The sequence below is a fragment of the Cellulophaga fucicola genome (assembly GCF_900119145.1).
GTDB classification, from domain to species: domain Bacteria; phylum Bacteroidota; class Bacteroidia; order Flavobacteriales; family Flavobacteriaceae; genus Cellulophaga; species Cellulophaga fucicola.
The window spans coordinates 109,088-134,026 of the sequence record NZ_FPIY01000006.1; the positions used below are offsets into that span (position 1 = coordinate 109,088).

A 24,939-nucleotide genomic window follows, 5' to 3' on the forward strand; every position below is an offset into this window, starting at 1 on the left:
AAGCAACCAAACTATGACAGAAGGAGTATTACTAGCAATTTTTGCAGGATTAATGTTAGGCCTATATGCCCTACCAGAAAAATTTACAAAAGATTTTAAGTATGAGAATACTTGGAGTTTGTTTTTTTTATTGACCATGTTTGTGGTTCCTATAATAGCATCAATATCTTTAATAAAAGGGTTTAGTGATATTTTTAGCAATATGCCAACAGATATTTGGATAAAAATGGGACTTACCAGTTTTCTTTGGGGTGTTGGCGTAATGATGTGGAGTAAAGCCATTAATCACATTGGCTTGTCTTTAGGGTTTTCTCTTTTTATAGGTACAATAATTTTAGTTGGTTCTGTACTACCATTTATTGAAGATGGTTTACCGCCAACAAACAAATTAACAACCATTCTATTAGGACTCTTTATTGTCTTAATTGGAATATTTGCAAATGGTAAAGCGGGCTTTATTAGAGAAAAGGTAGAAAAAGATAATAAAGAAAATAGTTCGCAAAAAGGATCTATGGCTACAGGTATATTAATAGCCGTTGTAGGTGGTTTGTTAGCTACTGGTTTTAGTTATGCTAATGCAGCTGGCAGACCGTACTTGCATGAAGCTAGCCAAGCGGCAGGAAATGCAGAGTGGGTAACTGCCGTTGCTGTAATGTTTCCTATATTTATTAGTGGAGGTCTTGTAATGACAGCCTACTTTCTTTGGCAGCTAAGTACTAAAAAAGCTTGGGGAGATTTTAAAACACCTGCTTTTGGCAAAAATTTTGTTTTAATATTGGTTATGGCATTCTTTCACTATGCTGCTTCTGCCCTATTTGCTTTTGCAGCCTATAAATTAGGAGCTTCTGGTAACACCGTTGGTTATGCTATATTTAACACCTCTTGTGTAGTAACCGCAATTATTAGTGGTATTATAACCAAAGAATGGATTAAAGCCTCTACTAAAGCTCGTAAGTTCTTATACTTTGGCCTAAGCTGTATGGTAATAGGCATTGTTATTGTTGCTTATAGTAATGGTATATCTTAAAAAAAATTAGAGTTAGTTTTTATTTTTTGCAAAAAAGACCCACCATATGGTGGGTCTTTTACTTTTAACAAAAAAAGTTTAGACTGTTATTACAACAGCCTAAACTCTAACAAAAAGAACTAAAAAAAACTAACTGTTATAATTGAAATATTTTTTCTAAAGCAATCCACTTTTCACCTTCTTTTGCCCAAGGTAATTCTTGCTGGTAATTCCACATTAAGTTTTCCCACTCTTGTACTTTTGGATTATTAGCATCCATTTCTCCTTTTTTAACAGGATCAAAAGTTGCATCTACCTCCATAATCATAAACATTCTATTGCCTGTAAGGTAAATTTGCATATCTACAATACCTGCATCTTTTATGCTTTTAGTAATTTCTGGCCAAGCTTTACCTTCTGCGTGGTAAGCCTTGTATTCTGCTATAAGTTTAGAATCGTCTTTTAGGTCACAAGAATAACAATATCTTTTGATCTCCATTTTTATATTTTCTTTGATGATTTATAAGTTACATAGCCATAAAAAGTAACAACAGACAAGCATATTAAAGGTAAAATAAATGAAAAATTAACCTCTGGTATAAAACCTAAAACTTTAATATCTGAAAAACCTGGCCCTCCCCAATCTAAAATTGCACCTTGTAATACCGGCATTAATGCACCACCTACAATGGCCATTACTAAACCTGCCGATCCTATTTTAGCCTCGTCTCCCATATTTTTAAGCGCAATACCATAAATAGTAGGAAACATAATAGACATAAATAAAGATACGCCCACTAAAGAATACAAACCTATTTGCCCTTGTAATAAAATTGCTCCTGCAGAAAATAATACTCCGCCTATACCAAATAAGAATAGAACACGTGATGGGTTAAGTGTTTTCATTAACGCAGTACCAATCCATCTACCAGTTAAAAAAATAACCATAGCTGCTACATTATACCACGTAGCGGTTAAAGCTTCATTTGCTGGTAAACCTTCGTTTATATTATCTACGTATTGAAAAATATAAGTCCAACACATAATTTGTGCTCCCACGTAAAAGGCCTGAGCAATGACGCCAAAAATGTAATTTTTATTTGAAAATAGTTTTTTAAATGAATCTGAAATAGACATTTTATCACCATCTACGGATTTAGGAATTTTAATGAATAAAATTATTCCCATAATACACAAAACAAATACACCAAGTATAATGTATGGTACACTAATTACACTTAAATCGTTCTCTCTAATAACAGCTTTTGCCGATGTAGATAAACTATCATAAATTAACTCTCCATTTTCATTTTTATCATCGGAACGCAATGCCGAAATAACAAACTGCTGTGCAACTATCATCCCAATTAAAGAACCAATAGGATTAAATGCTTGTGCTAAATTTAAACGCTGCGTTGCTGTTTCTTTTGACCCTAATGATAATATTAACGGGTTAGATGTGGTTTCTAAAAACGCTAACCCACAAGTAATTACCCAAAGTGAAATTAAAAAATAATTAAACTCTTGAAAAGCTGCTGCCGGATAAAACAAAAAAGCTCCTATTGCATACAAACACAACCCTAAAACTATACCAGATTTATAACTGTATTTTCTAATAAACAAAGCGGCAGGCAATGCCATAAAAAAGTACCCAAAATAAAAAGCAAATTGTACTAAAGAAGCCTGCATATTAGATAATTCTGGCATTACTTTTTTAAATGCAGAAACCATAGGATTGGTTAAGTCATTTGCAATTCCCCATAAAGCAAATAAAGTGGTTATCATTATAAAAGGAAATAACAATTCCTTTTTTACTATTGGGATATTTTTTGGTTGATTCATATTTAGGTAAATTACTTTTATTGATAAAACTACAGATGACAAATACTAACTAAAGCCGCAATTGGCTTAAACAATAGAACAAATGATTTTATCTACTATTCTGTTAACAAAGACCTATCTAAATGCACATAACCGCCGTCTACTGTAATAAACTGTCCTGTGGTATGCGATGATTTTGAAGATATTGTAAACAAACATTGGTCTGCTATTTCAGCAGGCATTGTCATTCTATTTTCTAATGGTATCTTTTTTACAATAGATTCAAGTTTTTCTTCTCCGTTTTCTAATGTTTTTATCCAAGCTTCGTAAGCAGGTGTCCAACTCTCAGCAATTACAATAGCGTTAGATCGTATTCCGTAAGTAATTAAATCTACAGCCCACTCACGAGTTAAACCTAAGACACCTCCTTTAGATGCTGCATAACCAGATGTACCTCCTTGACCAGTAAGAGCAACTTTAGACCCTATATTTAAAATATTTCCTTTGGTTTTTTTAAGCATTGGCAAGCAATATTTTACCATTGCAAAGTAACTTACCATATTAAGTTTAAGTGAGTACATAAAATCCTCTACAGAAGCATCTAAACCTGCACCATCATTAACACCTACATTATTTATTAATGCATCAATTTTACCATATTTTTTTTCAATTTGTTTAGCCGCAGCTTCAATTTGTTTGTGGTCTGATAAATCTGTTTTTACAAACAAAGCATCTACACCTTTTTCTTTAAGTTCTTTCTCGTATCCAAAACCTCTATCATTTCTACAAACTATTACTGGTATTGCCCCTTCTGCTGCTAAATGCTGTACTATAGTTTCTCCTATACTCCCTTTAATACCAGCAGCACCTGTTACTACAACTACTTTATTTTTTAAACCTAAATCCATTTTATATCTTTTATAAATTATAAAATTTTACAGCATTTAACCCAAGTATCTTTTCTTGATCTCCCTTACTCAATTGGGAAATAAAATCTGTAACTAACTCTTTAACTTTTTTATAATTACCAGCCACTAAACACACAGGCCAATCTGATCCAAATAATAACCTATCTGCACCAAAAGCTTTTAAAACAAGTTGCATATATGGTGCTATAATTTCTGGTGTCCACGTGTTATAATCTGCTTCTGTTACCATACCAGATAGTTTACAATAGACATTTTGTTGTTGACCAATTGCCAACATTAAGTTTGCCCAACCATCATAAAAACCGTCATTTATATAAGGTTTTGCTATATGATCTATTATAAAGTTGATGTTAGGAAACTTTTTTACAAACTCTAACACCGCACCCAATTGATGTGGAAACACAAGAATATCATACGTGAAATTGTATTTTTCTAATTTTGAAATTCCATTTAAAAAATCTGGCCTTAATAAAAAATTATGATCTGGCTCTCCTTGTACTACGTGCCTAAAACCTTTTATTTTTTTTAGCTTGCTGTAATTTTCTAAAACCTCATCTATAGTATCTGCTCTAAAATCTACCCAACCAACAATACCTTTTACAAAGCTATTTTTAGATGCTAAATCCAATAAAAAATCGTTCTCTAAAGTTGTTTGGTCTGCTTGCACCGCAACACAGCCGTCTATATTATTTTCTAGATAAACCTTTTTTAAATTAGCAGGCATAAAGTCCTTTCTAATTACAGCCATATTATCATCTATCCAACTATGTTTTGCTGGTTCGTATTTCCAAAAATGTTGGTGGGCATCTATTATCATATTATTTTTCTAAACTTTTAAGACATTGTTCTATTCCATTTTCTTCAATAGCTATAATGCTTTTGGTTATAAATTCTACTAACCCTTTATACGGAGTTAAATCTTTGCCCATTATATTTTTATTAGCTAAAGTGTGCTTTACTAAATCTGATAGAGATTGTGATTTTTCATCTACCATTTTCCATTGGTTTTTAAAAAACTCTACAACCAACTTATCATCAGTAACAGCAATAGCTTCCCCATTAAAACTACCTTTATAAAAACGAATTAAACTTGCCAATGAAAAAGCTATTCGTTTAGGAAAAGAGTCATATAACTGGGTATATTCTATAAAAGAAGGTAACAACCTTGCCTGAAATTTTGAAGTGCTATTTAAGGAAATTGTAATAAGAAAATGTTCAAGCGTAGGGTTTTTAAACCTGTCTATAACTGAGTTTATAAAAGCATCTATTTCTTTTGCTGAAAAATTGGTTAGTGTAGGTTTAATTTCTGTAGCTAAAACTTGTAAAATATGATTGCTAACCACATCATTATCCATACTCTCTTTTACTGTTCTAAGTCCGGCTAAATAACCAACCGGAACTAAAGATGTATGTGCGCCATTTAAAATACGCACTTTCATTTCTCGGTAATCTGCTAAATCTTTTACAAACTGTACATTAAGGTCTGTTTTAGAAAAAGGTAACTCTTTTTGTACTATAGCATTTGCTTTTATTACCCAACTATGGTATTCTTCCCCAGCAACTACAAGTTTATCTTTAAAACCTATATTGTTTTCTATAGACGCAACCCTGTCTGCAGGATAACCAGAAACAATACGGTCTACAAGTGTGCAACAAAAATGGTTGCAATTTAAAATCCAGTCTATAAACCCTTGTTTTAATTGCCAATGCTCTGCATATTGTAAAACTGTTTCTTTTAAAGCCTCACCGTTATTTTCTATTAACTCACAAGGCAATAAAATACACCCCTTGTCTTCTGCCCCGTTAAAATAACTATACCTGTGATGCAACCACAATGTTAGCTTTGCAGGAAACTCTTTTGGAGGGCAATCTGTAATTTTATCATTTTTAGAAAACAGAATTCCGGCTTCTGTAGTATTAGAAACTATAAACCGTAATTCTGGTAACTCTGCTAATTCTAAGTACTTATCCCACTCTGTATAAGGTTGAATAACTGTACTTATAGATTCTACTAACGTAACCTCCGAAATTGTTTTTCCGTTTTTTATACCATCTAAAGCAACAGTAAACAAGCCATCTTGTGCTCTAAGGGCTGTATAATCACCTCTTTCTGTTGGTTTTATTACAGCTACACTACCATTAAAATCTGTTGTTTTGTTTAACACATCAAACATCCAATCACAAAAAGCGCGTAAAAAGTTACCTCCACCAAACTGCATAACACGTATGGGGTGTATAACTGGCTTTTGTGCTGTACTCCTATCTACTAGTTGTATCGTTTTTTCTTTTGTTGTCATTTTTACAATGCGTTGTTTACTATGTAAATAGTATTTATAAAGAAACTCCTCTCTTCCACGGAATAAAGTCGTTATTGCCATGTGTTACTGCTTTAGATGCTAGTTCTCCGCTAGCTACTTTTATAATGTGTTCTAAAATTTTTTCTCCCATAGTTTCTATGGTATCCTCCCCGCTTATAATAGTCCCCGCGTTTATATCTATAATATCTTCCATACGTTGGTACAAACTAGTATTGCTAGACATTTTTAAAACAGGTGCAACAGGATTTCCCGTAGGCGTACCTAGGCCTGTTGTAAATACCACTACGTTACAACCAGAACCAACCAAACCGGTGGTAGACTCTACATCATTCCCTGGTGTGCATAATAAATTTAATCCTGGCATATGCACTTGCTCTGTATAATCTAATACACTTACTACAGGAGATGTACCTCCTTTTTTTGCTGCTCCGGCAGATTTCATAGCATCTGTAATTAAGCCATCTTTAATGTTTCCGGGAGACGGGTTGTTTTCAAAACCAGAACCAACAGCAACTGCTGCTGCAGAATATGCTCGCATTAAATTGTAGAACTTTTTAGAGTCTTCTTCTGTAACACACCTATTAATTATTTCTTGTTCTACACCGTTTAGTTCTGGAAACTCTGCTAGAACAGGACTACCACCTAAGGCTACTAATAAATCTGATGCATAGCCTAGAGCTGGGTTAGCAGATATTCCTGAAAACCCATCAGAACCACCACACTCTAAGCCTAAAACCAATTTACTAAGCGGTGTTGGTTTACGAGTAATTTTATTAGCTTCTATTAAACCTAAAAATGTATGTTTAACTGCTTCTTCAATAAATTTACGCTCGCTTAAACTACGCTGTTGTTCTAAATAATATACTGGTTTTGTAGTGTTAGGATCAATAGCCAAAATAGCGTCTTGCAACATAGAAATTTGCGCATTTTGGCATCCTAAACTTAAAATTGTAGCACCTGCCACATTTGGGTTACATATATAACCTGCTAATAATTTACATAAGGTTTCTGAGTCTTGACGTATACCGCCACAACCGCCATCGTGTTTTAAAAATTTAATTCCGTCTACATTAGGAAACACCCTATTTTTAGCCATTTCCTCGTGTGTGGTAATTATAGGTGTATTTAAAATTTGATCTTTACTTGCTCCTGTTTTATACTGCTTAATTAAAGCATCTGTATCTACTGCAAAATCTTTTTTTGTTTGGTAGCCTAGTTTCTCTGCAAGTGCAGCTTCTATAACATCAATATTTCTGTTTTCACAAAAAGTTAGTGGTATTACCAACCAGTAGTTGGCAGTGCCTACTTTACCATCTTCTCTATGGTAGCCATTAAATGTTTTATTTTTAAATTTAGATGCATCTGGAGCATTCCAAACAAAATCTTTTTTATCATTATTAAAGGTTGCTGAAGCGTGTTTTATATTTTCCGTTGTAATAGCTGTACCAGCCATTATAGCAGTTGTTGCTTTGCCTATTAAAACACCATACATATAAACTTCATCGGCAAGTTCAAAATCACACAAAGCAAACTTATGTTTTTGCTTTATATCTTCTTTTAAAACTATTTGTTTATCTGCAATACTTACTACAGTGCCTTTATTTAATGCAGTAATGGCCACTATAATATTGTCTTTAGCATCTATTTGTACGTAGTTTTTAGACATTGCTATTTTTTAAAAATTTACAGTTGCTTTTATTACTCCTGTTTCCGGTTTAAGCCAACTGTCAAAATTTGAAATCATCTCTGTAAAAGGTACAGTGTGCGTTATAAAAGAATCTGTAGGAAACTGATCTAGCACATTAATTACGTGTTCAAAATCTTCTGTTGTTGCATTTCTACTACACATTAACGTCATTTCTTTAGCGTGTATAGCTGGGTGTGTATAGATTAACTCCCCTTTAGAAAGGCCTACTAGTATAAATCTTCCTCCGTGAGACATATAAGACGGACAAGTTTCTAATGCTCCTTTATGTCCAGATGCATCAAAAACAGCAGTACATAAATCGCCATTTGTAATCTCTGTAATTTTAGCTACAGGATCTTCTGCTACATTTACAGTATAGTCTACTCCTATTTTATCTTTAGCATATTGTAGTCTTTGCTCATTTAAATCTAGAGCAATTACTTTAGCACCTGCAATTTGTGCCAGTTTCATAATTCCTATGCCAATAGGACCGCAACCCACAACAGCTATAGTTTCTCCTTTTACAATCTTTGCTCTTCTAATAGCGTGTGCACCAATAGCCAAAGGTTCTACAATTGCCATTTGGTCATTAGATAAATTATTTGCCGGTATTAAAATAGTAGTTGGCACGGTAATTTGTTCTTGCATACCACCGTCTGTATGCACGCCCAAAACTTTAATATTTGTACAACAGTTTGTTTTTCCGTTTCTACAAGCTATACAAGTACCACAGCTTATATATGGCATTACAACTACCTTATCACCTGCTTTAATTCCTTTATCATTTTCTCCAATTTCTAAAACCTCCGAAGCCAATTCATGACCTAAAATTCTAGGGTATGTAAAAAAAGCTTGGTTGCCACCATAAGCGTGTAAATCTGTACCACAAATACCTACTTTATTAATTTTTAATAAGGCTTCATTTTCTTTTCTAACTGGTGCTTCTTTCTCTTTTAAAAGAAATTCTCCTGGTTTTTCACAAACTATATACTTCATTATTTATGGCGTTATTGTTAGTTTATTTTAACAGTCAATACTACTATTAGATCATTGGTAAAGTTCGTTTATATCATTTTTGTTAATTACAGTATATGTTTTAAAAGCTAGAACATATGTTGTTTGTTAACCTTTAGCAACACCAGTAGACCAAATTCAAATAACTGATACACAATTATTTAAATATAACTTACTTGTTTTTTATTTAGTGAATACAAAAAACCATATGACCTATTGTATCTACTATTTTGATATATTTGTTAGTATGACCTATAGCCCTACCAAACTTTATGCTTACCAAAGAATACTGCTATTAACAGTTGGTGTATTCTTAATATTAACTACTACTACATATGCGCAAAACTCTTTAAAGTTTGAACACCTATCTACGGAAAATGGTTTATCGCAAAGCGATGTTAATGTTATTTTTCAGGATGATAATAGGTTTATGTGGTTTGGTACACACGATGGCTTAAATAGATATGATGGTTACAACTTTACCATTTTTAAACCTGATGCAGAAAACAAGAAAAGTATAAGTAGTAATTTAATCTGGAAAATTATTGATGATGATAAAGGAAACTTATGGATTGGTACTACAGGTGGTGGATTAAATTATTTTGATAGAGAAACCGAAGAGTTTAAAACCTACAAACACGATCCAAAAGACGACAGTAGTTTAAAAAGTAATTATATAACTGTACTTTTTAGAGATAGCAGCAATAGGTTATGGGTTGGCACTGTTAAAGGTGTTAGTATGGTAGATTTAAACAAACCCACAGATTCTTTAAATTTTACACATTACAACTTATACCAAAACAGTTCTGTACCTATTAAAAACACAAATAATGTAAGTTCTTTTTTTGAAGACAGTAAGCATCAAGTTTGGATTGGCGGTATAAACGGTTTATCAAAATTATCTAGAGACAATAATGGCAACATATATTTTCAATCTGTAAACCACCTTATTAATCTTCCTAATGTCAATGTTAAAACTATTGCCGAAGATAATTATGGTAATTTAATTTTAGGTACCAACGAAGGTTTATACAGATATATACCTACTAAAGAAACCAACCAAGTTGAGTTTTTACATGAAGGTGTCTGCAATGCAATTTCTATTAAAAACAATAATATATGGGCAGGTACAGATAATGGTTTATTAGAGTTTTCTAACACATCTAGCACAGCAATACCACAATTAATTAGTGTTTATAAATACGACCCAAAAAACCCCAACAATAGTCTAAGCAAAAATGCTATAAAATCTTTGTTTATAGACCATACTGGTATTATTTGGGCTGGTGCTAATGGTGGTGGTGTAAATAAATTTGACCCGCATAGAAAGCAGTTCTCTCACATAAAAAAGAGTTTAGATTCTAATAGCTTAAGCAATGATAAAGTACGTGCTATTTTTGAAGATAGTCGTCAGAACTTATGGGTAGGGACAGAAGGTGGTGGACTAAATTTTATTAAAAAGAATAACATCACCAAGGATTTTAACCAATTTCAGCACTTTGATAATGTCAACAAAATATTTGCTATTGAAGAAATAGAATTAAAAAATAAAAGAAAAATATTTATTGGAGGTGAGTTTTCTCCTGGGCTTTTTGAAATTGACATCACTAACAATAAAAAATTATCAGAAAGCGATTTAAAGTTGATTCCGGATGTATCTGGCAGTGTATTTTCTATTTTACAAGATAGAAATAAAAATATATGGATAGGAACCTATAATGATGGTGTACACAGATGGCTAATAAACAAAGATGGTACAACTTTTACTAAAGATATTTTAAGGCAAAGCAACAACCAACAGTTTAGCATACCTAATAATATTATTAGAGATATTTTTGAAGATTCTAAAGGAAATAAATGGTTTGCTACAGGTAATGGCTTAAGTAAGCTAGCTCCTGAACAGCAAAAATCTAAAGCACCAAAATTTCAAAATTTTAAAAATAATCCTGAAGACAAAACTACATTAAGTCACAACTATATATTAACTGTTTTTGAGAGTAAATCTGGAACTATTTGGGTTGGTACTTTTGGCGGTGGATTAAATAAAGTTATTGTACATAAAGATAAAACAATAAGCTTTAAGCGTTACACAGAAAAAGATGGTTTGCCAAACAACGTTATTAAAGGAATTTTAGATGATGACCAGGGTTATTTATGGATGTCTACAAATAATGGATTATCTAAATTTAACCCTACGGATGAAACTTTTCAGAATTACGATGTTAACGACGGATTACAAAGTAACGAGTTTAGCGAGCTAACAGCCTTAAAAACCAAAGAAGGCCAGTTGTTTTTTGGTGGTGTAAATGGGTTTACTACTTTTTATCCTGAAGAAATAATTAGTAACAAAATTAAAGCTGAAACTGTACTTACCAACTTCTCTATTTTTAACAAACCTGTTGCAATTGGCGAACGTATAAACGGAAGAGTAATTTTAGATAAATCTATAAACTCCATTGATAAAATAAAACTAAAGTATAGTGAAAATAGCTTCTCTTTTGAGTTTGCTGCATTACATTACGCGGCATCCAGAAAAAACAAATACGCCTATAAACTAGAAGGTTTTGATAAGGATTGGATATATACCACATCAAAAAACAGATATGCTACCTATACCAATTTAGAGCCTGGATCTTATGTTCTAAAAATAAAAGCTTCTAACAATGACTATATTTGGGACGAAACTCCAATTGAATTAAAAATAGACGTTACACCGCCTTGGTGGAGAACAAACCTTGCTAAAATTTTATACGTACTACTTGCAATTGTTCTTTTACTTGCATTTAGGAGGTTTACTATAATTAGATCTGCAGAAAAACATCAGCTAGAATTAGAACATTTAGAAAAGGAAAAGCACGAGGAAATTCATAGATTAAAATTAGAATTCTTTACAAACATATCTCACGAGTTTAGAACTCCATTAACCTTAATAAAAGGTCCTTTAGACTTTTTATTAAAAAAAGCAGATACCATTACCCCAAAAGAGGCAAAAGACCAGTATGTATTAATGCGTAAAAATACAGATTACTTATTGCGCTTAGTAAATCAGTTATTAGATTTTAGAAAAATGGATCACGGTAAAATGAGCCTTAATCTAAGTAAAAATAATATTGTAGAATTTTTAAAAGATGTTGGTGAACCTTTTCAGTTTTTAAGTCGAAAAAAGAATATTAATTTTGAAATTAATGTTTCTAAAGAATCTATTTTATGTTGGTTTGATACCGATGCGGTTGAAAAAATAATAAATAATTTACTTTCTAACGCATTTAAATTTACTCCAGAAAATGGCAACATTAAACTAGATATATTCAATGGTACAGATTTTAAAAAACCAGAAGATATAGAGCTCAACATAGATCAATCTAAGTATATAGTTATACAAGTAAAAGATTCCGGACCTGGCATACCTGCGCATAGATTACAACATATTTTTGAACGTTTTTATACAGAAATTGGTTTAACAACCCACGTAAATACTAAAGGTACAGGCATTGGTTTATCTTTTACCAAAAACTTAGTAGAGCTACACCAAGGTATAATTAAGGTTAAGAGCGACTCAGAAAACGGATCTACTTTTTATGTTTGGTTACCAAAAGAAAAAGAAACATATGAAGAAAAAAAAGAACTTAACTTCCATGAGGTTTTTGAAGACAATACATTTATTAGTAAGGTAGATGCAGAGTCTCACGCCATAAGTTTTATGGATGATATTATAGACCAAAATATGACTAGGTCTAGATCTAAATTACCTATACTTTTAATTATTGATGACAACCCAGATATTAGATCTTTTATAAAAAAAGGCTTAGGAGAGAACTACTATATTTATGAAGCCGAAAATGGAAAAAAAGGACTAGAACTTGCTAAAAAATTTATTCCTAATATTGTTATTACCGACTTGGTAATGCCGGTTATGGATGGTATTGACTTTTGTAACCAAATAAAATCTACACAAGAAACCAGTCATATTCCTGTGGTAATGCTAACCGCAAAAACGTCTCAAGAAAAAGAAATTGAAGGTCTTAAAACGGGTGCAGATGTTTACATTAGAAAACCTTTTGACTTAGAATTACTAGAGCTTAAACTCTCTAATATTTTAAATGATAGAGAAAAATTAAGACGAAAATTTAACCGTGAAATTACGCTTCAACCTAACGAAGTTACAGTAACATCTTCTGATGAAACCTTTTTACAAAATGCTATAGAAATTGTAGAAAAACATATGATGAATTCAGAATTTAGTGTAGAAATGTTGGTAAAGGAAATGAATATGAGTAGAAGTAACTTGTATTTAAAAATTAAAGAACTAACTGGTCTTTCTTCTAGTGAATTTATAAGAAACATTAGACTAAAAAGAGCTGTACAGCTTTTTGAAAAGAGCGATTTATCTGTAAAGGAAATAATGTATATGACTGGTTTTAACACAGCATCATACTTCTCTAAATGCTTTAAAAAACAATTTGGTGTTGTTCCTAGCAAATACATAAGAATTACAGACGAAGACAGCCCTAATAAGGAATAGCTCACAAGATTAAAACATATGTTTTACTATTAAAACCATCTGTAATCTGCTTTTAAAGCTGCAAATCTCAACTTTGTTACATAGGAGTTAATTTTATTATTGTGCGCACACTTTTAGTGCGTGCAATAATTTTATTGTAAAAGATATAGTTATGAAGATTTTTGCAGCTGTTTTAATAATAGTGCTTACGCTTAGTGCTTGTGATAAAAAAGAAAAATCTAAGTTAAAAAAACAACAACCAAACATTGTTTTCATTTTTACAGATGACCAAACATACACGTCTATTAATGCCTTAGGAAATTCTGAAATTAAAACTCCTAATATGAATGCCCTTGTGCATCAAGGAACAACGTTTACTAACGCTTATAATATGGGATCCTGGAGCGGCGCAGTTTGTGCTGCATCTAGAGCTATGCTTATTTCTGGAAGAACGGTTTGGAGAGCTAATAATTTTAGACAAAATTGGAAAAAACAAGACTCTATAGATAAAACGTGGGCAAAATTGTTAGAAAACAACGGATATGACACGTATATGACTGGTAAATGGCACGTAGATGCTGCAGCCACAAAAGTTTTTAAACATACCGCACATATAAGACCAGGTATGCCTAAAGATGCTTGGGACCACGCAACAATGGTTGCAAAGTTCGATTCTCTTTACAAAACTAAAAATCCAGATTCTAAAACAATTATGCCCAATGGTTACAACAGACCATTAACTGCTACAGACACCACTTGGTTACCAACAGATATTACTAAAGGTGGTTATTGGCAAGGAGGTACACATTGGAGCGAGGTTTTAAAAGATGATGCCATTTCTTTTATAAACACTGCCAAAGAAAAAGAGACACCGTTTTTTATGTACTTGGCTTTTAATGCTCCACATGATCCTAGACAAGCGCCAAAAGAATACCAAGATATGTACAACTTAGAAGATATTCGTGTACCCAACAGTTTTTTACCAGAGTATCCATACAGACAAAGTATTGGCAATGGTGATAATTTACGAGACGAGGCTTTGGCTCCTTTTCCTAGAACAGAACTTGCTATAAAAACGCACATAAAAGAGTATTACGCAAGCATAACACACTTAGATGCCCAGATAGGAAAAATACTAGCTTCATTAAAAAAATCGGGAAAAATGGATAATACCTACATCATTTTTACGGCAGATCACGGCCTAGCAATGGGAAAGCATGGACTAATTGGCAAGCAAAATTTATTTGACCATAGTATTAGACCTCCAATGGTAATTGTGGGGCCAGATATTCCTAAAAATAAAAAGAACACAGCAGATATTTACTTGCAAGATGCTATGGCAACCTCATTAGAAATTGCAGGCGTACAAAAACCTAATTACATAGAGTTTAATAGCTTTTTACAGCTAGCAAAACAAAATAATACAAAAAGCAATTACAATAGTATTTACGGTGCGTATTTAGATGTACAAAGAATGATAAGAAAAGATGGCTACAAGCTTCTTGTATACCCTAAAATTAAAAAAGTACTGCTGTTTAATCTACAAACAGACCCTGAAGAAATGAATGATATTTCTAACCTACCTGAAGAACAAAACAGAGTTGCATTACTTTTTAAAGATTTGCAAGAGCTTCAAAAAGAAATGGACGATTCTTTAGACCTATCAACATCTAAACCTCAATTTAAATCAAACTAAAAAATAAACCATATGCAAACGTATAAGTTAACCACTGTACTACTTTTTCTAGCTCTCTTTTCTTCTTGTCAAAATAAAGAAATAGAAGTTTTAGCAGATCAGGATTTTAATAAAAACTGGTTATTTATAAAAGATAGTGTTCCTAATGCAGAATCTGTAAGCACAGATGATAGTCAGTGGAAAAAAGTAAACGTACCACATGATTGGGCTATAGAAGGTCCGTTTAGTGATAAAAATAATGCTCGTAACGGTGGTTTACCTATAGACGGTATTGCTTGGTACAGAAAACATTTTACCGTAGAGGCCAAAAACAAAAACAAGCAAATTTCTATAGAGTTTGATGGTGTTATGGACAACTCTAAAGTGTACATTAATGGTAATTTTGTTGGAGATCGCCATTATGGCTATAGTGGTTTTGAGTATGATTTAACTCCGTTTATAAAATTTGGAGAAAACAATGTTATTGCAGTACAATTGGCTCCAGAAATTTTATCTGAAAGATGGTATCCTGGCGCTGGTATTTATCGTAAAGTTCGTTTAAAGTTAAACGAACCCATACATATTCCGCAATGGGGAACATACATTACTACACCTAAAGTATCAGATAATAAAGCTATTATTAACATAGAAACTAAAATTAAAAACACATTAAATACAACTGAAAACATTGTAATAGAAACTACCATTTTAGATATAAACAATACAACTGTTGCTGTTTCTAGTAACAAAATAGAACTAGGTAAAACATCAGAACAAAAACAAAGACAAGAAATTACAGTTCCTAACCCTACTTTATGGGATATTGGCAAACCTAATTTATACACAGCGGTAAGTCGTGTTAAAATAAATAATACGGTTGTAGACGAGTATACTACAGAATTTGGTATTAGAACTATTGAGTTTAAAAAAGAAGGTTTTTACCTAAACGGAAAAGCTGTAGAACTCAATGGTGTTTGTATGCATCATGATCTTGGTCCTTTGGGTGCTGCTGTAAATTATAGAGCTACGGAACGCCAAATGCAAATAATGCAACAAATGGGTGCCAATGCATTGCGTACAAGTCACAACCCACCTTCTACAGAAATGTTACAGGTTTGTGATAGACTTGGTATTGTTGTTATAGATGAGGCTTTTGACGAATGGAAAGAAGCTAAAGTTCCTAACGGTTACCATAAGTATTTTGACAAATGGGCAGAGAAAGATTTACGAGATATGATAAAAAGAGATCGCAACCACCCATCTGTAATTATGTGGAGTATTGGAAATGAAATTTTAGAGCAGGGCAAAAAAGATGGTTGGAAAATAGCTAAAATGCTAAATGATATTTGCCATAACGAAGATAACTCTAGACCTACAACTGCAGGTTTTAACTACTACCCTGCTTCATTTACAAACAAATTAGCATACCAAATAGACGTTGTTGGTGTAAACTACAAACCTGCTTATTATGCCGAAATTAGAGAGCAGAATCCTTATATGATTTTTTACGGATCAGAAACATCGTCACAAACAAGTACTAGAGGTTATTACGAATTGCCTTTAGATAAAAATGTAACTAAAGAAACCAATCAAGTTTCTAGTTATGATGTTACTGTTGGTCCGCCTTGGGCATACTCTCCGGATGTAGAATTTGATGCTCAGGAGAAAAATCCACATTCGTTAGGTGAGTTTATTTGGACCGGTTTTGATTATTTAGGCGAACCTACTCCGTATGGCGGAAGAGACAACTCTACAAATGGGTATTGGAATGATGATTGGCCATCTCACGCATCGTATTTTGCACCAGTAGATTTGTGTGGTTTTCCTAAAGACAGGTTTTACTTGTACCAAAGTCAATGGACAACAGAACCAATGGTACACGTATTACCACATTGGAACTGGGAGAGTAAAGAAGGCCAAACCATACCTGTATATTCTTATACAAATTGTGAAGAAGTAGAACTTTTTGTAAACGGAAAATCTTATGGTAAAAAAATTAAAGGAAAAGATTTAACTCCTGTTTTTACAGAATACAATGGCTTTACAAAAGGTGCATATAATTCTAAATACAGATTATCTTGGAACGTACCCTACCAACCAGGAACCTTAAAAGTTGTTGGGTATATTAACGGTAAAGAAGTTACTAGCAAAGAAATTAAAACGGCAGGTAAACCAGCTGCAATAAAGTTAATAGCAGACAGGAATACTATTAATGCTACTGGTGAAGATTTATCTTTTATTACAGTTAGGGTTGAAGATAAAGACGGTAATTTATGCCCTAAAGCAGATCATCTAATTAATTTTAAAGTATCTGGCAATGGCAGTTTAGAGGCTGTTGGCAATGGTAACTCTGCTTCATTAGAGTCTTTTCAAGCAAATCATATAAAATCATTTTTTGGTAAAAGTTTAGCCATAATAAGATCCACAGAAAATTCTGGAGAAATAACACTAACAGCTACTGCAGATAACCTTACCTCTACCACAATAACTATAAAAACTAAATAGGGATGAGTAGTCTTAAAAATTTAATACTTGCTTTTTGTTTCTTTTATTTTGCGCAACTAATAACTGCACAAAAACAACCAAATATTATTGTGGTATTAACAGATGATCAAGGTTGGGCAGATGTTGGTTTTAATGGTGCTACAGATATTCCTACACCAAATTTAGATAGAATAGCTTCTGAAGGAGTTATTTTTTCTAACGGATATGTTTCTCACCCATATTGCAGTCCGTCTAGAGCAGGTTTACTTACTGGTAGATATCAGGCGCGTTTTGGTCACGATTGTAATATACCATATGATGGAGAAAACGATGAAACTATAGGTACTCCTTTATCAGAAAAACTTATGTCTGAAACCTTAAAAGAACAAGGCTATAGAACAAGTGCAATTGGTAAATGGCATTTAGGAGATCATCCAGATTTGTACCCTCCTGCACAAGGTTTTGACCATTGGTTTGGTTTTCCTGGTGGAGGAATGAATTACTGGGGAACAGCAAAAAATGAAATTCAGACTATTTATCGTAATAGAAAACCAGTTCCAGAGAAAGAACTAACCTACTTAACAGACGATTTTACCAATGAAGCCATCAATTTTATCAATAAAAAAGATAAAAAACCATTCTTTATTTACTTGGCATATAATGCACCACACGCACCAGACCAAGCAACAAAAAAATACTTAGAGCAAACTAAACATATAGAGTATGCTGGCAGAAGTGTTTATGCTGCTATGGTTAATGCCGTAGATACAAATGTTGGCAAAATAGACTCTACATTGATTGCTAATGGTATAAAAGACAATACAATTTTAGTTTTTTTAAGCGATAATGGAGGAAGAATAGAGCACGCAGACAACAGACCATACAGGGGGCATAAAGGAATGTTGTTTGAAGGAGGTATTAAAGTACCATTTTTTATATCCTGGCCAAATAAAATAAAAAAGAAGAGTCTGTATTCTAAACCTATTTCGTCTTTAGATTTATTTCCTACTTTTTTAAATGCTGCCGGTGGTAATGCCAATAAAGAAGTAAAATTAGACGGTGTAGATTTAATGCCTTATTTACTAAATAAAAACAAAGGAACTCCGCACAACACCTTATTTTGGAGATCTTCTGGCAATTTTGAGTATGCCGTTAGAAAAGGTAAGTACAAATTATATAAGAGTGCTTATAAAAACAGAACCTTACTTTTTAATATTGAAGAAGATCATTTAGAACGATATGATATTGCTACTAAACACCCAGATATATGCGCAGATTTAGAAAAATCGTATGCAAGTTGGGATTCTAAAAATAAAGCTCCTGGTTGGTTAGATCCACACGCAGAAAATGTTGTTAAAGAGGAAAAAAGATGGGAACAAACACGAGAAAAATCCTTAAAAAAGTAATAAATTTAGCTACAAAATTAATACAATGATACACTTACTAAATAATAAAAAAAGGAGTTTCTATGTTTCTCTTGCACTTGCATCTATAATTTTTATAAGCAGTTGTAAAGAAGTTAAAAAGAATACTGACAAGCCTGTAAAAAATGATACAACTATGGAGGTTGCAAAACCAAATATTGTTGTTATTTATATGGACGATTTAGGGTACGGAGATATTAGTGCAAATGGTGCAACAGAAATTAGTACTCCAAACATTGACAAGTTAGCCTATGAAGGTGTTAGGTTTACAAACGGGTATGCAACTTCTGCAACTTGTACTCCTAGTAGGTACGGTTTACTAACTGGTGTTTATCCTTGGAGAAATAAAGATGCTGCCATTTTACCCGGTACAGCTCCGCTTATTATTAATACAGAGCAAACTACTATTCCTAAAATGCTTAAAAAACAAGGATACACTACTGGTATTGTAGGTAAATGGCATTTAGGACTTGGTGCAGGAAATGTAAATTGGAATGAACGTGTTTCTCCTGGTCCTAATGAGGTTGGTTTTGACTATTCGTACATTATGGCTGCTACGCAAGATCGTGTACCAACAGTTTATATAAAAAACGGACACGTAGATGGTTTAGATCCTAACGACCCTATAGAAATAGATTATTCTAAAAATTATGACAACCAGCCAACAGGTAAAAACAACCCGGAGTTATTAAGTATGAAATGGCATCACGGACATAATAATAGTATTGTAAACGGAATTCCTAGAATTGGTTTTATGAAAGGTGGCGAAGCTGCTAAATGGAGCGATGTAGATATGGCAGATCATTTTTTAAATGAGGCTAAGTCTTACGTTACACAACATAAAAACAAACCTTTCTTTTTATACTATGCGTTGCAACAACCACATGTACCACGTACACCGCATCCTCGTTTTGTTGGTACATCTGGTATGGGACCAAGAGGTGATGTTATTTTAGAAGCAGATTGGATTATAGGTGAATTTATAAAAACCCTAGAAAAAGAGCAGTTATTAGAAAATACGTTAATTGTATTTACAAGTGATAACGGACCTGTTTTAAACGATGGTTATTTTGATGATGCAGTAGAAAAATTAGGAAAGCACGATCCAAAAGGCGGATTAAGAGGTGGTAAATATAGCTTGTTTGATGCTGGTACACGCGTACCTTTTATCACTTATTGGAAAGGAAAAATTACACCTGCCGTTTCTAATGCTTTGGTTTGCCAGGTAGATTTACTAAGTTCTTTAGCTAAACTTACAAACAGTGACACTAGTACCAGTGATAGTAAACAATTATTAGATGTTTTTTTAGGAACATCTAACACAGGAAGAAAGCATTTAGTTGTAGAGGCAAATAAAAAAACTGCTTTAAGAAGTGGTGACTGGGCATTAATACCTCCTTACCCGGGTAAAGCAATAAATAACCAAGTAAACATAGAATTGGGTATAGATAAAGAGTATCAACTTTATAATCTAAAAGAAGATAAAGAACAACAAAACAACTTAGCCGTAACAAATGCTGAAAAACTGTCTGAACTTATTTCTGTATATACACAGTTACGAGGAGAAACTACAGAAGAAATAACAGAATTAGAATTGAAATAAATAATTCTCTTTATCAAAATTTCTAAGACCTTGAAAACACCATTCAAGGTCTTTTTTTATGCAAAAACTTTAGATCTAGGTCCTGATAAGGGTATAAAAACTTTTAATAAACCATATGTTCTATTTTTCAATCCATTTCTAATTACCTAATAGACCAATAATAAATAATTTTAATTTCTCATAAACCAAACTCGTTACAATGAAAATTAAATTAGCATTCTTAAGTTTATTTATAACCGTAATTTCTTTTGCGCAAAGCAACAAATTACCAGAAGGGTTTACGTCTGGAGATAGGACTAAAACAAACTTAAATTTTAACTGGAAATTTCATTTAGGTGATTTACCTAATACGCCTACAGCTACTAATTTTGACGATAGTAGTTGGGAAAACGTTTCTGTGCCCCATACACCACAATTGATATCTTATGAGTTAGATAGCGTAAAAGAAACTTGGGTACAAGAAAAATACCTTCGTGATGTAAGCTGGTATCGCAGAAAACTGATCGTTAAAGCAGATGCCTCTCAAAAAGTATTTATAGAATTTGAAGCTGTCCATAATGCAACTGAATTATGGGTTAATGGTAAAAAAGCGGGAAACTATGCCGTAAACGGATACACGCCTTTTCATTTTGACATTACCAGTTTTGTTAAATTTGGAGAAGAAAACACCATTGCAATTAAAGCAGATAACAGTTATAACCAAACGATAGCTCCAGATCCTCATAGAACAGATTATGTGAAATTTGGTGGACTTTACAGAGATGTATATTTAGTTACAACAAACAAACTACACGTAAACTTTAATTGGGAAGCTTTTGATGCAGGTGTACATATAACAACACCAACTGTAAATAAAAATAACGGTACTGTTACTATTAAAACCACTGTAAAGAATGAAAGTTCAAAAGTTAAAAAAAGTAAAATAATAACCAACATTATTGATAAAGATGGATTAGTAATTAAGAAATTAATATCAGAAATTAATATTGCTGCCAATACAACACATACGTTTAGACAATCTACAACTGTTGAAGAAGAGTATCATTTATGGTCTCCAGATACACCATATTTATATCGTGTAAATTCTGTTATTTATGACAAAGAAACTCCGGTTGATTTTGTTGAAAACAGATTTGGTTTTAGAAAATTTTCTTTAGAAAAAGGCAAAGGATTTGTTTTAAATGGAGAACCACTATTTTTAGTAGGTGCTAACCGTCATCAAAGTTATCCTAATATTGGTGATGCTGTTCCAAATTCGTTTCATTATAACGAAGCTTTACAATACAAAAAAGCAGGAATGAACATTATTAGGTTATCTCATTATACACAAGATGATGCTTTTATAAATGCCTGTGACGAATTAGGAATATTTATTTACGAAGAACCTTCTACATGGATTGAATGGGGTGATGATACTTGGTTTGAAAACTTAGAAAAAGCAACAAGAACGATGATTCGTGATCATAGAAATCATCCATCTATTATTGTTTGGGGAGCAGGTATTAATCATAGAGGTCCTGTACCAAGAATGCAAACTGTTGCCAAAGAAGAAGATCCTTTTAGATTAACAGCCTCTGCTTCTGCTCCATGGGATGGACCAAAAAATGAAGGTGTTACAGATGTGCATGCAACTATGGATTATCGTAGAACTGAATTCCCAGAGAGTGCTTTTACGATGGTTATGGAGCATGGAAGTTCTCCAAATGCTGAAGTTAATCAATTTCACATATCAAGATATAAAGGAAACAAAAACAATTTTGCAGCCATTACTTGGTTAGGTGCAGATTACAATCATTTACAACCCGATATTATTGATGATCAATGGTCTAGAGATTTCATGACTACTTATGGTGTACTTTCACCTTACAGAGTTCCCAAACCTGTTTATTATTGGTATCAATCAGAACTTGTTAAAAAACCAATAGTACATATTGCAGATGAAACTGCTTCTAAAAATGGAAAAGTTAGAGTTTTTAGTAATTGTCAAGAAGTAGCATTATATCAAAACGGAAAACTTATTGCAAGACAGCTACCTGATAATGATGTTACAAAAACCAATTTAAATCATCCTTCTTTTACTTTTAAGCACAATTGGAAAAGTGGCACATTAAAAGCTATCGGATATTCAAACGGTGAAAAAGTAATCGAATTTACTAGACAAAAAGAAGGTAAACCACATCATATAAAAGTTGAATATAATATCACAGATCAACCATTTTATGCTGGTGGATCGGATATAAGATTGGTATACGCTTCTATTCTAGATGAAAATGGCGAAGTCGTAACCAACACAAAAAACGAAATTCAATTTTCAATTTCTGGTGCTGGTGAAATAATTGATAACGGAAAAATTTATGCAAATCCGGCTAAAGTTTATAATGGTGTTGCAGCTATCTATATAAAAGGAACGAATGCCACAGGAACTATTAAAGTAACTGCAAAAGCAAAAGGCTTGAAGTCAGGAAAAGCAACAATTAATACCGTAAAATATAACACCAACGAAATTGCAAACCACGCCCAACCTATTTTCGATTATCCAATTGAACGCGTAGATATTGGAGGAGAAAAGCAATTGGTACAATTTGATTGGCAGGAATGGACAGGAAATTCTAACAACGATTTAAATTTCATTTTAAAGCACACAAATACTCAAATAGAAATTAGTGCCAACAAAAAAATAAATTGGTTAGGAAACGGCACAAGCATGATTGGTGATTTAAGTTTTGTAGGTACAGATGGTGTTTATGTTGAAGAAGGAGAAATCACTTTAAAGCTATCCAACTTAAAAGCTGGTAAATATGCTATAGAAACCTTTCACCATGCAAGAAAAACAGATATTAAATTAACCAATGATATAGAAGTTACTGTAGAAGATGTAGAAGGCAGTTTTACCAGAGTTTCCGATGACCATATTGTGAATTATTATGACAATGATAGTAGTGGTGAAAGAAAACCAATCTCTATAAATTCAACCTTTACATCAGATGGTTCAAATGCTGTTACGATAAAGTTTAAAAGCATCAATAAAAAAGGAACTTTATGGCTAAATGGTTTCATCTTAAAACAAATAAAATAATGAAAATTTATAAAATTCTAATTACAGCTTTATTATTAACATCAACAATAACTGCCCAAAAATATAGTGTTGAAATTTCTTATGTTTCTTTAGATAAAGGAGAAGCTTCACCTATAAAAAAGTATGACACAAATATCAATCCTAAGCAAAAAGTACATCAAAAAGATTTTATTGTTCTGGTTCCTGAAGTTGAATTTCAAACTATTGAAGGCATAGGAGGTGCATTCAATGAAAACGGCGGTGAAGCATTATTTAGCCTACCAAAAAGCAAACAAAAAGAGGTTGTAAAAAATCTATTTAACACCAATAATGCAAATCTGGTTTTTAATAGAACGCCTATTGGAGCAAGTGATTTTTCTTTAGATGCTTACAGCTATAGTATGGCTCCTGAAGATTACAAAATGAAACACTTTTCTATAAAAAGAGATAAAAAATACTTATTACCGTTTATAAAAGTAGCGTTAAAAGAAAACAATGCTATGCTCTTACAGGCATCCCCGTGGAGTCCGCCTGCATGGATGAAATATAGCAATACTATGGATAAAAACAATGTAGATGAAGAAAAAAGCAGATTAAAAGAATCTCCAGAAATTTACAAAGCATATGCCAATTACTTGGTAAAATATATTGAAGCTTATAAAAATGAAGGTGTAGAAATAGATCGTTTTTGTGTTCAAAATGAACCAGATACCTATGCCCCATTTCCTGGATGTAATATGACCATAGAACAATTACAAGAATTAAGTTTAAATTATATTATCCCTGCTTTTAAAAAGAAAAATCTAAACACAGGTATTTGGGCAGGTACGTTTAGAACCATAAATAGAGGAGATCATTACAAGATTTTAAACCCTGAAACTATTAGTAAATTTGATGGAATTGGGTTTCAATATGCAAACGAACCTTTTATGAGAGAAGTAGCTTTATTAGCACCAAATATGAAAATTATGAACACAGAAACCAAGTGTTACAATGGTGATAATTCTACCAAACAAGCTAAAGAAAGATTGTCTGAAATTGCTAATTACATTAATGCAGGAAGCACCAATTACTGCTATTGGAACATCATTTTAAATGAAACTTCTAGAAGTGCTTGGGGATGGAAACAGAATTCATTAATGGTTATTAATCGTAAAAATGGAGAAGTTCAATACACACCAGATTATAATGCAATGTATTTAGCTAGTACTGCTGTAGTTAAAGGTGATAAAAGAATCGCTCACATTTCAAAACATAGAATTGTAACTACAAAAAACAACAACAATGACATTAAAGTGTTAATTCAGAATGATAAATCAACAAGTCAATTTGTAAGATTAATGATTGATGAAGAGGAAATAAATATAGAATTGCCTAAGGATGCATTATGTCGTTTAACTATAAAAAAATAGGGATGATAAC

15 protein-coding genes are annotated in these 24,939 nt (G+C 32.6%); 8 read left to right on the top strand and 7 right to left on the bottom strand.

From position 1 onward, the window contains the following. The first annotated feature begins 13 nt into the window (after positions 1–13). Positions 14–1,027 (top strand): L-rhamnose/proton symporter RhaT, encoded by a 1,014-nt coding sequence (locus BT107_RS15930; protein ID WP_072304831.1) that lies wholly within the window; start codon positions 14–16, stop codon positions 1,025–1,027. A 136-nt stretch (positions 1,028–1,163) separates the two neighbouring features. Here the strand turns inward: BT107_RS15930 and BT107_RS15935 are convergent, their stop codons facing one another. The 7 genes from BT107_RS15935 to BT107_RS15965 all read right to left on the bottom strand — a co-directional run bounded on the left by BT107_RS15935 (position 1,164) and on the right by BT107_RS15965 (position 8,757). Further along, a complete protein-coding gene (locus BT107_RS15935) occupies positions 1,164–1,505 on the bottom strand; it encodes an L-rhamnose mutarotase (RefSeq protein WP_072304832.1) in 342 nt (113 codons plus the stop codon). 2 nt (positions 1,506–1,507) lie between these two features. Next, positions 1,508–2,848, bottom strand: a complete 1,341-nt coding sequence (gene fucP / locus BT107_RS15940; RefSeq protein WP_072304833.1) for an L-fucose:H+ symporter permease — start codon at positions 2,846–2,848, stop codon at positions 1,508–1,510. Between the two features lie 95 nt (positions 2,849–2,943). Further along, on the bottom strand, positions 2,944–3,735 hold the full coding sequence (locus tag BT107_RS15945; protein ID WP_072304834.1) for an SDR family oxidoreductase: 792 nt from the start codon (positions 3,733–3,735) through the stop codon (positions 2,944–2,946). Between the two features lie 10 nt (positions 3,736–3,745). Next, positions 3,746–4,573: an amidohydrolase family protein gene (locus BT107_RS15950; protein ID WP_072304835.1), complete on the bottom strand. Its 828-nt coding sequence runs from the start codon at positions 4,571–4,573 to the stop codon at positions 3,746–3,748. A gap of 1 nt (position 4,574) precedes the next feature. Further along, positions 4,575–6,053, bottom strand: coding sequence for a tagaturonate reductase (locus BT107_RS15955; protein WP_072304836.1), 1,479 nt, complete (start codon positions 6,051–6,053; stop codon positions 4,575–4,577). Positions 6,054–6,087: 34 nt separating this feature from the next. Continuing rightward, complete coding sequence (locus tag BT107_RS15960) at positions 6,088–7,740, bottom strand: UxaA family hydrolase (protein ID WP_072304837.1); 1,653 nt, start codon at positions 7,738–7,740, stop codon at positions 6,088–6,090. 9 nt (positions 7,741–7,749) lie between these two features. After that, the gene (locus BT107_RS15965) at positions 7,750–8,757 is read right to left on the bottom strand and encodes a zinc-binding alcohol dehydrogenase family protein (protein ID WP_072304838.1); all 1,008 of its coding nucleotides are present in this window, start codon (positions 8,755–8,757) and stop codon (positions 7,750–7,752) included. Positions 8,758–8,983: 226 nt separating this feature from the next. On the opposite strand from BT107_RS15965, the gene BT107_RS15970 reads away from it, so the two are divergent. The 7 genes from BT107_RS15970 to BT107_RS16000 all read left to right on the top strand — a co-directional run bounded on the left by BT107_RS15970 (position 8,984) and on the right by BT107_RS16000 (position 24,929). Beyond that, positions 8,984–13,297, top strand: a complete 4,314-nt coding sequence (locus BT107_RS15970; RefSeq protein ID WP_072304839.1) for a two-component regulator propeller domain-containing protein — start codon at positions 8,984–8,986, stop codon at positions 13,295–13,297. 151 nt (positions 13,298–13,448) lie between these two features. Further along, a complete protein-coding gene (locus BT107_RS15975) occupies positions 13,449–14,972 on the top strand; it encodes a sulfatase family protein (protein WP_072304840.1) in 1,524 nt (507 codons plus the stop codon). A 12-nt stretch (positions 14,973–14,984) separates the two neighbouring features. Beyond that, positions 14,985–17,456 carry a beta-galactosidase GalB gene (galB, locus tag BT107_RS15980; protein WP_072304841.1) on the top strand — a complete coding sequence of 824 codons (2,472 nt, stop codon included), beginning with the start codon at positions 14,985–14,987 and terminating at the stop codon, positions 17,454–17,456. 2 nt (positions 17,457–17,458) lie between these two features. After that, complete coding sequence (locus BT107_RS15985) at positions 17,459–18,841, top strand: sulfatase-like hydrolase/transferase (protein WP_072304842.1); 1,383 nt, start codon at positions 17,459–17,461, stop codon at positions 18,839–18,841. A gap of 25 nt (positions 18,842–18,866) precedes the next feature. After that, complete coding sequence (locus BT107_RS15990) at positions 18,867–20,462, top strand: sulfatase family protein (RefSeq protein WP_072304843.1); 1,596 nt, start codon at positions 18,867–18,869, stop codon at positions 20,460–20,462. A gap of 199 nt (positions 20,463–20,661) precedes the next feature. After that, the gene (locus tag BT107_RS15995) at positions 20,662–23,538 is read left to right on the top strand and encodes a glycoside hydrolase family 2 protein (protein WP_072304844.1); all 2,877 of its coding nucleotides are present in this window, start codon (positions 20,662–20,664) and stop codon (positions 23,536–23,538) included. Further along, positions 23,538–24,929, top strand: a complete 1,392-nt coding sequence (locus BT107_RS16000) for a glycoside hydrolase family 30 protein (protein WP_170854751.1) — start codon at positions 23,538–23,540, stop codon at positions 24,927–24,929. Before BT107_RS15995 ends, BT107_RS16000 begins: the two co-directional genes overlap by 1 nt. Positions 24,930–24,939 lie beyond the last annotated feature (10 nt).